The 9,887-nt window shown below is 35.6% G+C and carries 6 protein-coding genes and 1 pseudogene; 4 read left to right on the top strand and 3 right to left on the bottom strand.

All coding sequences use genetic code 11. From position 1 onward, the window contains the following. Nucleotides 1-64: 64 nt before the first annotated feature. Nucleotides 65-1,891 carry a two-component system response regulator gene (locus CY0110_RS22550; protein ID WP_008277891.1) on the bottom strand — a complete coding sequence of 609 codons (1,827 nt, stop codon included), beginning with the start codon at nt 1,889-1,891 and terminating at the stop codon, nt 65-67. Nucleotides 1,892-2,049: 158 nt separating this feature from the next. Continuing rightward, complete coding sequence (locus CY0110_RS22545; RefSeq protein WP_008277890.1) at nt 2,050-4,578, bottom strand: GAF domain-containing hybrid sensor histidine kinase/response regulator; 2,529 nt, start codon at nt 4,576-4,578, stop codon at nt 2,050-2,052. A 163-nt stretch (nt 4,579-4,741) separates the two neighbouring features. On the opposite strand from CY0110_RS22545, the gene CY0110_RS22540 reads away from it, so the two are divergent. After that, nucleotides 4,742-5,281 carry a tetratricopeptide repeat protein gene (locus tag CY0110_RS22540; protein WP_008277889.1) on the top strand — a complete coding sequence of 180 codons (540 nt, stop codon included), beginning with the start codon at nt 4,742-4,744 and terminating at the stop codon, nt 5,279-5,281. Nucleotides 5,282-5,374: 93 nt separating this feature from the next. Here the strand turns inward: CY0110_RS22540 and CY0110_RS22535 are convergent. Then, a pseudogene (locus CY0110_RS22535) lies at nt 5,375-5,857 on the bottom strand (RNA-guided endonuclease InsQ/TnpB family protein); the annotation flags it as partial. Nucleotides 5,858-5,995: 138 nt separating this feature from the next. On the opposite strand from CY0110_RS22535, the gene CY0110_RS22530 reads away from it, so the two are divergent. Genes CY0110_RS22530 through CY0110_RS22520 form a run of 3 tightly spaced genes read left to right on the top strand, consistent with a single transcriptional unit; the run spans nt 5,996 to nt 9,885 of the window. Beyond that, the gene (locus CY0110_RS22530) at nt 5,996-7,102 is read left to right on the top strand and encodes a tyrosine-type recombinase/integrase (RefSeq protein WP_008277887.1); all 1,107 of its coding nucleotides are present in this window, start codon (nt 5,996-5,998) and stop codon (nt 7,100-7,102) included. Further along, a complete protein-coding gene (locus tag CY0110_RS22525; protein WP_008277886.1) occupies nt 7,095-9,017 on the top strand; it encodes a site-specific integrase in 1,923 nt (640 codons plus the stop codon). Before CY0110_RS22530 ends, CY0110_RS22525 begins: the two co-directional genes overlap by 8 nt. Beyond that, complete coding sequence (locus CY0110_RS22520; protein WP_008277885.1) at nt 9,010-9,885, top strand: DUF6262 family protein; 876 nt, start codon at nt 9,010-9,012, stop codon at nt 9,883-9,885. Before CY0110_RS22525 ends, CY0110_RS22520 begins: the two co-directional genes overlap by 8 nt. The last annotated feature ends 2 nt before the right edge of the window (nt 9,886-9,887 follow it).

Below are 9,887 nucleotides of genomic sequence, written 5' to 3'. Positions count from 1 at the left end.
ATCTAGTCACTTAATTATCTTGTCAAAAAAGTCAAGGATAGTCTTTAAAATAGTAACACTATAGTCACCATGTAGGATTGTCATGAATAAGTTGAGTTGCGGTTTCAGCATCTAAGGGTTTAGCGAAGAAAAACCCTTGACCAAAATGACAACCTAACTTGCGAAGTTGTTCTAATTGTTCGCTAGTTTCAATTCCTTCTGCTACCACATCCATCGTCATAACTTCAGCAATACTTAAAATAACAGGAACTAACCCTAAATTTTCGCCATCTCCACCAATATTTTTCAGAAAACATCGATCAATTTTTAAAGTGTTAACTGGGAAATTTTGTAGTTGACTTAAAGATGAATAACCTGTACCAAAATCATCAATACTTAGTTTAATTCCCCGTTGCCATAATTCTCCTAGTAAAACTTTAGTAGTTTGTAAATCTTGCATCATAGAACTTTCAGTAATTTCTAATTTTACGGAATTAGTTTGTAGTTGATTTTTTATTAAAATTCCGTCAATTTCTGTGACTAAATTGCTTTGATTTAACTGTTGTGCTGATAAATTAATACAAATTTTAAGATCAGTAAATCCTTGTTCATGCCATTGAGAAAGCTGAGAACAAGCTTCCTTCATAACCCAACTACCAATTTCGCAAATTAAGCCAGTTTCTTCTGCTAAAGGTAGAAATTCACCAGGAGAAATCATTCCTTTTTGGGGATGTATCCAGCGAATTAATGCTTCAAACCCTGCAATTTTGTTTTCCTTTAAATCAATAATTGGTTGATAGTAGACAGTAAATTCTTCTTGTTGTACAGCACGATATAAATCTGTTTGTAAGATTAATAATTGTTGAGCGATATCATACATTTCGGGAGTAAAAATTTGATATTGACCTCTCCCTAAAGATTTGGCTTTATACATAGCCATATCAGCATCTCTGATAATATTTTCAGGATCTTGATAATCAGGATGGCTCAAAACAATGCCAATACTAACATTAATAAAAATTTCTTGACTATTAGAATAAAAAGGTTTTTTTAATAAGTTGAGAATGTTTTGTGCTAATTCTTTTGCCTGTTCAACTCCAGAAATGTCAGACAATAAAATCGCAAATTCATCTCCGCCAATACGAGCGAGAGTCTCATTTTTTCCAATAATAGTTTTTAATGCTTGACTAATTTTTTTTAAAAGCAGATTACCAACTAAATGACCTAAAGAATCATTAATAATTTTGAAGCGATCGCAGTCTAAAAATAATACAGCAAACTGATGATTATTATCCAGCTTAATGCGATTTAAAGACTGTTGTAATTCTTCAATCAATGAATTACGATTAGCTAGATTAGTTAAAGAGTCATACAGAGCTATTTTTTGTAGTCGATCATTAGCTTCTTGTAACTGCTGAGTTCTTTCTTGGACTTTTTTTTCAAGTTGAGTATTTAATTGATAAACTTCTTTCTGTGCAGTTCTCAGAGCTAATTGATTTTTGACCCTAACTAAAACTTCTTCCATCTGAAAGGGTTTACAAATATAATCGACCCCTCCCATTTCAAAAGCTTTTACTTTATCAAAAACATCATCTAATGCACTTAAGAAAATGACTGGAATATCAGCAGTACGGGGATTTTGTTTGAGTTGCTCGCAAACGTCATAACCATTGAGATCAGCCATCATAATATCGAGCATAATGAGGTCAGGAGGTAGGGTTTTTACCACTTTTAACGCCATGTGTCCCCCTGTTGCCTTACGAACGTTATAGCCTTGTGCTGTCAAAATACTCGATAATACCCGTAAATTTTCTATTGTATCGTCAACAATTAAAATATCTTGGAGATTTGATGATAATTGTTTAGTTGTACACTTGAGAAAAACGTCTTCGTTTTTAGGGTTAGGGGTCATTGCTCTCTCTTGTTTGGTTTGGCAACATATTGTTAAATGCACCCAAATCAATTTTAGTAATAAATGAAGATTACCAATGTATCGACTCAGGTAATAAGAAACAAGAAGGGGTGTCAAATTCTCATGTATAATACTCGATGCTAATAGATTTTAACATTTTAAACAATGTGGTTTTTACTTAATTTAATAATTTCATCAAACTCGAAATTGTCAATTAAGTTCTGTAAAGCCTCTTTTAACGCTGTTTCTTCTTGGGGAATATCATCAAGTAATTGAAGTAATAAAAGATCATTTCCTTCACAAGCTCGTTGATAAATTTGTGCTATCCATTGACTAGGCATGACATTGAGACTATCAGAGATTAAAGTAAATGGGTCATATTCTTGATTGTCTTCTCTTTTGTTAGGGGTGGACTCTTCATAGATATACTGAACCCCTAAATATTGAGCCATTTTGTCAAAAATTTCTTGAGATCGGAAGGGTTTTGCTGCAAAATCATCGCAACCACAGTCTAAAACCTTTTGTCGTTGTTCTTCAAAAACACTCGCTGTCAATGCGATGATGACTGTTGCTTGTCCTTTGAGAGATGCTTTAATCCGTTTTGTAGCTTCGTAACCATTCATAATCGGCATTTGCATATCCATCCAGATCAAATGAGGTTCCCAAGTGTCCCAGATGGTGATCGCTTCTTGTCCATTTATTGCTTCTTTAACCTCAAACCCTACCAAAGTTAGTAATTTCACCAATAAATCTCGGTTTGTCTGCTTATCTTCTACCACTAAAATACGGAAATGGGGTTGATCGGGTGCTAAACCCACAGGGTAACGAAACATAGTAGCGGTTGTGTTCTTAACCGAAGCAATAGCAGGTTGAAAATAAATATCGAAAGTAAAGGTTGTGCCTTCTCCCACCCTACTGTTAACGGTAATGTCTCCTCCCATCAAATTAATGAATTTAGCACTAATGGGAAGTCCTAACCCAGTTCCTTCTCCTGAGTCAATTCCTGCTGTCGCTTGAGTAAAAGGGGAAAATAATACTTCTAGTTCTTCATTTTCTATTCCTTGTCCTGTATCTTGAACAGCAAAGAATAATTGATGACCTTTACACCAGACTTTAACCGTTATCCCTCCTTTTTCTGTAAATTTAATAGCATTACCGATAATATTGATTAAGACCTGACGTAATTTTTTTTCATCGGTTCTAATATATTGGGGAACGGTACAATCACGGATAAAGGATAATTGAAGTTGTTTACTGGATGCTTTTAATTGTAATAAGGTATCGAGTTCATATAAAAGGTGGTATAAATCAAAATCCGTTTCGGTGAGAACCATTTGACCCGCTTCAATTTTCGACATTTGCAGAACATCATTAATTAATCCTAAAAGATGTTCCCCACTATCATTAATAATTTGTAGATTATTTCGATGGTCGAAAGATAGAGCAGTTGAACGTAACATTAACTGGACATAGCCTAAAATCGCATTGAGAGGGGTTCTTAATTCATGACTCATACTAGCCAAAAATTCGCTTTTAGCTTGATTCGCTTTTTCTGCTGACATTTTGGCCATTGCCAACTCTTCTGCTTGCTTTTGAGTTTGTTTAAATAATTCCCCTTGTTGAACGGCCACTCCTAACTGTCGTCCTACCTGTAGAACAATTTGAACTGCAGCATCATCCCAGTCGCGGGGAGCCGACAGTTGATAAGCTAAGATTAATCCCCAGAGTTGATTATTACAAAAAATCGGCACAACAATATAAGCTTTCGCTTGTAGTTGTTCGAGAAGGTTGATATAACAAGGAGTAAAGTCGGCTTCATAAATATTAGAGACAACTCGATAGGTATTTTTCTTAGTAAAAGGTTCTCCTTGAGACTCTTGTAAATGGGTGTCTTCGATGGTGTTAATGGTACATTTTTCTTCTTCTGTGGTGTTCAAAAGTTGTTCATCAGTGGTGATCAGATTTAAGGACGGCCATCCTTCAGAGACAGACTCGGCCACGACTTTACCACTCCAGTCGGGATTAAATCGATAAACGATAACTCGTTCACAAGCGATGGTTTGTCTCAGTTCTTCTGTGGTGGCAGCAAAAATTTCCTTTAAATTTAGGGTTTGTCGCATCCGTTGAACCACCCTAGTAACGGCTTTTTCTCGTTCCAACGTTTTTTGTAACTTGTCGGTTCTTTCTTTTACCTCATTTTCTAGTTTTATATTGAGGTTACGCAGTTGCTCTCCTATATTTTGACGTTCCTCAACCTCTTTTCGTAGTTCTTGGTTGACGGCTTCTAGTTGTTCTGGGGTTTTCAGTGATAAAAAAGTAGGGATTAAAAAGAACATTTCTATAGCAGTGTAACAAGATACCAAAGCAGTCATAGCTTTCTCTATCCCCGATAACCAGTACAGGGGATACCAAAGGGTGACAACATCTAACAGATGACCGACTCCACAAAGAATAATAAAAGCTCCAAAGAGAATAAAAACATTTTGAAAAGGTACGTCATTGCGTTTGAAAACAAAATAAAGAAGAAGAATGGGAATAGAAAAATAGGCGATCGCAATTAAAAGATCACTGATCACATGAAGGGAAACTAAAGGAGTTTGCCACAAATAACAATGGCCGTGGGGAATATAAGCCAAATCGTTATTAATCAGGTTAAATGGGATTTGGAAGTTAGGATTAAACAGCATTCGAGTTCTGATTGCACATATATTAATGTTCCTTATTATTTTTCCCAAAATTAAGCTTTGACACAAAAATTTACCGAGGGTTTTTGGTTAGCTATTTTTAGTGGTTCCAGGGAAATACGATACACTAAGAGAACTTACAGTAAATGCTATAGATACCAGTAATATGAATAAATCCTATCAAAAAATTGTCGTAATTGTATCTGGTTTTGCCTTACTTATAAGTATGACTGTTGCAGGCTTTTCTTTTAGGCAAAGTCCTTCTTCTTCTCCAGAGGCTAATTCGGGAACAGAGGTTTCTCCAGAGGAAAGGTTAAAATCAATTATAGAAGGATATGAGAGCGTTCTAGAAAGAGAACCAGACAATGCTACCGCTAAGCAAGGATTAGAGGAAGCTCTCAGAGCATTTATTGCGACACAAGCACAAGCAGGAAATTTGGAACAAGCTATTCCTCCCATGGAAAAATTAGCAGCTTTAGTCCCTGAGAATGAGCAATACCAAGAAATTCTGACACAAATGAAACAAGCTCAACAACAAGCTCAGTCTGCACCGCCTCCTACCCAACCAGAGGCGACGAACCCTGAGTCTGAAGAACCCCTTCCTCTGATTATTCCGGAAGCGCAAGAAGAATCCAATCCTTTATTAAATCCTGAAGAAAATTCTAACCCGTTATTCCCTTCTGACACTAATCCTAATTCTAACTAGAATTAGTTCGGTGTTAGGGTTTTAGAGTGGAAAGTTATTCTTTTTTCAATATTTACTTTCCCCCACACCCTACACCCAACAATTGTTTGACACTCATCCCGTTAAGCTCCTATCGTCGCTGTAACGGGAGATTCTTAAATTCACACTTAAGAGTTCCTGCTTCACAGATTCTTGACTAGGCGTTACTGCCCCCGCCAGACCATCTCCACAGGCATTTTCAGACACGCTATGCCCTAGCGCATTTTCTTCTACACCACGATTCCTGATCACTTGAGCTGCTGCTACATCTCGATGGGTAATATATCCACATTCTGGACAATTATGTTCTCGTTCTGAAAGCAGTTTTTTGCCAGTATGAAACCCACAATTAGGGCAGATTTGAGAGGTGAAATTCTTGTCAACTTCACTGACAAAAACATCTCTTTTCCATGCCACCCATTTAAGAATGGTTACAAATTGTCCAAAGCCAGCATCAAGACAATGCTTAGACAGCATTCCTCTACCCCATGACCAATCACAATCAATATCCTCAATAAATATTGATTGTGATTGGTCACAAAGACGATGAGCTAACTTTTAAGTCTTATTAAATTATAAACAACAACAACAAAAACAGCGTAGCAGAAATCAATAAGTTTTGTTGCGCTGTTTGCATTTATTGAACTGTTTTTATTTTTAGACTACAATGTTGATTACGTTGAGACAGAACTGACCATGAAAGTGCAAAAAGGGATTCTCCCAGACACCAATCAACCTATCTGGATTGTGCTTGATGATGACTATTTACCCATCGAGCCTATCCAGAAGTATTTGCACTATCTAGACAGCCTAGAACGCTCTCCTAACACTATTTCTGCTTATGCTCATAACCTCAAGCTCTATTGGGAATTTCTTCAAGACAAGCATCTGAACTGGAAAGAGATCACCCTGGAAACCTTATCCGAGTTTATCCATTGGCTGAGAAACCCCAATAAGAACGTGATTTCAGTTCAACCCCAAGTCTCTAAACGCTCTGAAAAAACCATTAACCATTGCCTGACAACAGTATGTGGGTTTTATGAGTTCTATGAACGCTTAGGGGAATTTGAAGGAATAGATGCTGACCGCTATCAAGTACAACCTGGACGGAAATACAAGTCTTTTCTTCACCATATTAGTAAAGGAAAAGAAGTTAAAACCAGACTTCTAAAAGTTAAAGAACCAAAGACCTTTCCTGGGTGTTTAACCCCTGAACAAGTTAACACTTTAGTCGAAGCTTGTTGTAATTTACGGGATAAGTTTCTAATTCGCTTACTGTATGAAAGCGGACTAAGAATAGGAGAAGGATTAGGGCTAAGACATGAGGATATGGTAACAGGAAATAACAATCAAATTAAGGTTATTCCCAGAGTTCATAACATTAACTATGTAAGAGCCAAAGCAGGAGTAGAAAGAACAGTTCATGTCAACAAAGAATTAATGCAATGGTACTCAGCTTATTTAATTGATGAGTACCCAGAAGACATTGATTGTGATTTTGTCTTTATAGTTATCAAAGCCCCAGGTAAGGGAAAAATTGGTAATCCTTTGAACTATAAAACCGTTGATAGTTTATTTAGGAGGTTATCTAAAAAAACACGAATAGAAGTAACTCCCCATTTACTTAGACATACCCATGCGACTGAACTAATTAGAGCAGGATGGGATATGTCTTATGTTCAAAAACGGTTAGGTCATGCTGATATTCAGACCACTGTTAATACTTATATTCATCTCTCAGATGAAGACTTGAGTAAAACTTATCAAAAGTATTTAAAGGAAAGACTAAAAAATAATGATTAAACCCAATAGTCAGAAGCCAAGAAAACTAAGTTTAATAAAATCTCAATCTCAGTCAAATATAAAAGCATCAAATGTTCTGTCTGATTCACTTTTAGATTTATATCCCAAAGATATTGCTTGTCCTAGGTGTCACTCGACAAAGTATTGTCAAAATAAAATAGGCAATAGAGGGCAAAAACAAGTTAAATGTAAAGATTGTAAAAAGTTTTATACAATTCAACCATTATATGACAAAAATGGAAATAAAATAAATTGTGCAAAATGTAATAGCAATAATTATAAACTTAATGGGTTTATAAAACAACAGAGAAAATATAAATGTTTAGATTGTGGTAACAACTATATTCTTGAAAAAGAGGTAGCTGGTCTTGTAACTTGTCGATGGTGTGGTGGTATTAACTATAGAAAAAGTGGTTTATCAGTAAAAACCAACAAACAACAATATCTATGTCATGACTGTAATCGTCAATTTACAGAAAATGCTTGTGATAAGCATGGAGTTAGATTAGAGTCCCCAAAAGAGTTTAGCTTTGAGAATGATATTTGGACTGCTGAAAATCTCAATTATGAAAATAGTATTCATTATAGTAATAAATTAAACTTTTCTGAAGTAGTACCATTATGGGCTAAAAAATATATAAAGAAATATATACTCTTTGAAGTTAGTAGAAATCTATCTTTCGAGACTTTAATTCAAAGACTAAGTGAACTAAAATTGTTTGGTAAATTCATAGAGGAAAGTTTTTATTGCCATAGATTTGAAGATATTGATAGAAATTTAATCTTGGACTTTTTGTTACATTTAAAAACCTCTGACTATTCTTTTAGTAGAAAACATCATACACTTAGCGCAATCAAACGATTCTTTGAGACAGGAACATTAAATGGTTGGTTTAATGTAGAACCATCACTAATAAGACGAGAAGACTGGGGAAAGACCCCAAAGACTCTCCCTCGATTTATTCCAGAGGAAGTAATGAGTCAACTTATGATGCACATAGAACACTTGCCCGAATCTATTATGCGTATGGTATTAGTTAATATTGAATGTGGTTTTAGAGTAGGCGAATTAGTCAGTCTTCCTTTTGATTGTCTTAAAACTAATGGTAAAGACGGATGGTCAATTCAATATAAAAATCACAAGATGAAAAAAGAGGCTATTAAGCCAATTAGCTCAGAATTAGCATTAGTAATAAAAGAGCAACAATACTATATAAGAGAGAAACTTGAGAGTGATTTTAAATATTTATTCTGCGGTGGGAAGCTAGGGATGTCTCCTTTCTATCCTGAAGCAAAATTAATGTCCTCTAGAAGTTTTACTAAGTATTTAAGAGGTTTAGCTGAACAATATCAAATCAAAGATTGTAATGGAGAATTATGGCACTTTCAATCTCATCAATTTAGACATACGGTTGGTACTCGTATGATTAATGCTGGTGTACCTCAACATATTGTACAGCGTTATTTAGGTCATGAGTCTCCAACAATGACCCAAGTTTATGCCCATATTCATGACCAAACTCTAAGAAAAGAAATAGAAAAGTACCACGAATCCAGAGTCGTTAACTTCCAAGGAGAAACCGTTGAATTAGAAGAAACCATCTTATCCAGTAATGATGACCTTGAATGGTTTAAGAAAAATGTCCAAGCAAGAGCCTTAGAACATGGCTATTGTGCCAGACCAAAAGTATTAGGAGATTGTGATATTCCTGGATTTGATGGTTGCTATAACTGTCCTCACTGGCGAACTAATAAAAACTTTATACCTATCCTTCAAGACACCTTAGAACGCACTAATAAAGTCTTAGAAAAGGCTCGTAACTGCGGTTGGGAACTACAGGTTAAAAAGAATGAACCTATCCAACATAACTTAGAAAGAGTTATCGCATCTTTGGAGGCTGAAAGCAATGAGTAGAAAGATTGAAGCCTTACAAGAAGCTGCTGCTTTAAAAGCCCAAGAAGCTGCTGATAGAGTTGACAAAGCCCTGGAGAGAATGGTTAAACAGGGGCAAAAGATTAACTTCACAACTGTTGCTCACTCTGCTAATGTTTCAACCGCTTATCTCTACAAACATGACGAGATTCGTAACCGTATAGAAACCCTCCGTGACCAACAGAAAAACCAAGCTAAACCTAAACGTCCTCCCCAAGCTTCTGATAACTCTAAAACGGTCATTATTCAAACGTTGAGAAATGATAATAAGCGACTTCAAGAGGAAATCAGAGAACTAAGAAAACAAAATGAAGTCTTAACAGGAAGACTTTATCAGCAACAAGGTTCAGATAATTTAGCTGAGCGACTTAAGAAAGAAAACCAAAAGTTATCTGAAGAAAATAGTCAGCTTAAGTCAAAGATTGAATCTTTAAATCAAGAATTAGAATCGCTACAGAGTCAATATATCGAAACTCATCCTAAAGTCGCCTCTATTGCTAAGAGAAAGACTCATCAAATTAGTCAAGTCATTAAAGACGAGTTAGAAGCCTTAAACATCCCTCTCAACACTACTCTAACTAAAACTATCAAAGGGACTTCTGAAGATACCGTATTAGCTGCTATAGAAGCAGTTAAAAATCAATTAGAAAAGACAGAAGTTGATAATCCTGGTGGACTATTAAATAAGGCTATTAAAGAGGGATGGACAAAGAGTGAATCTAGTTCTCCTTCTACCTCTTCAGCCCAACACTTAGATAAACCCAATATTTACCATTCTACTGATGAAGAGAAGCAAACTATCTCATCAAAAGACTTAGCTAAACTCAGTAACTTATTCAAGGATAAATAATC

The sequence above is a fragment of the Crocosphaera chwakensis CCY0110 genome (genome assembly GCF_000169335.1).
Lineage (GTDB): Bacteria > Cyanobacteriota > Cyanobacteriia > Cyanobacteriales > Microcystaceae > Crocosphaera > Crocosphaera chwakensis.
The sequence above is the reverse complement of the archived record's forward strand: the minus strand, read 5'-3'. Positions and strand labels throughout refer to the sequence as shown.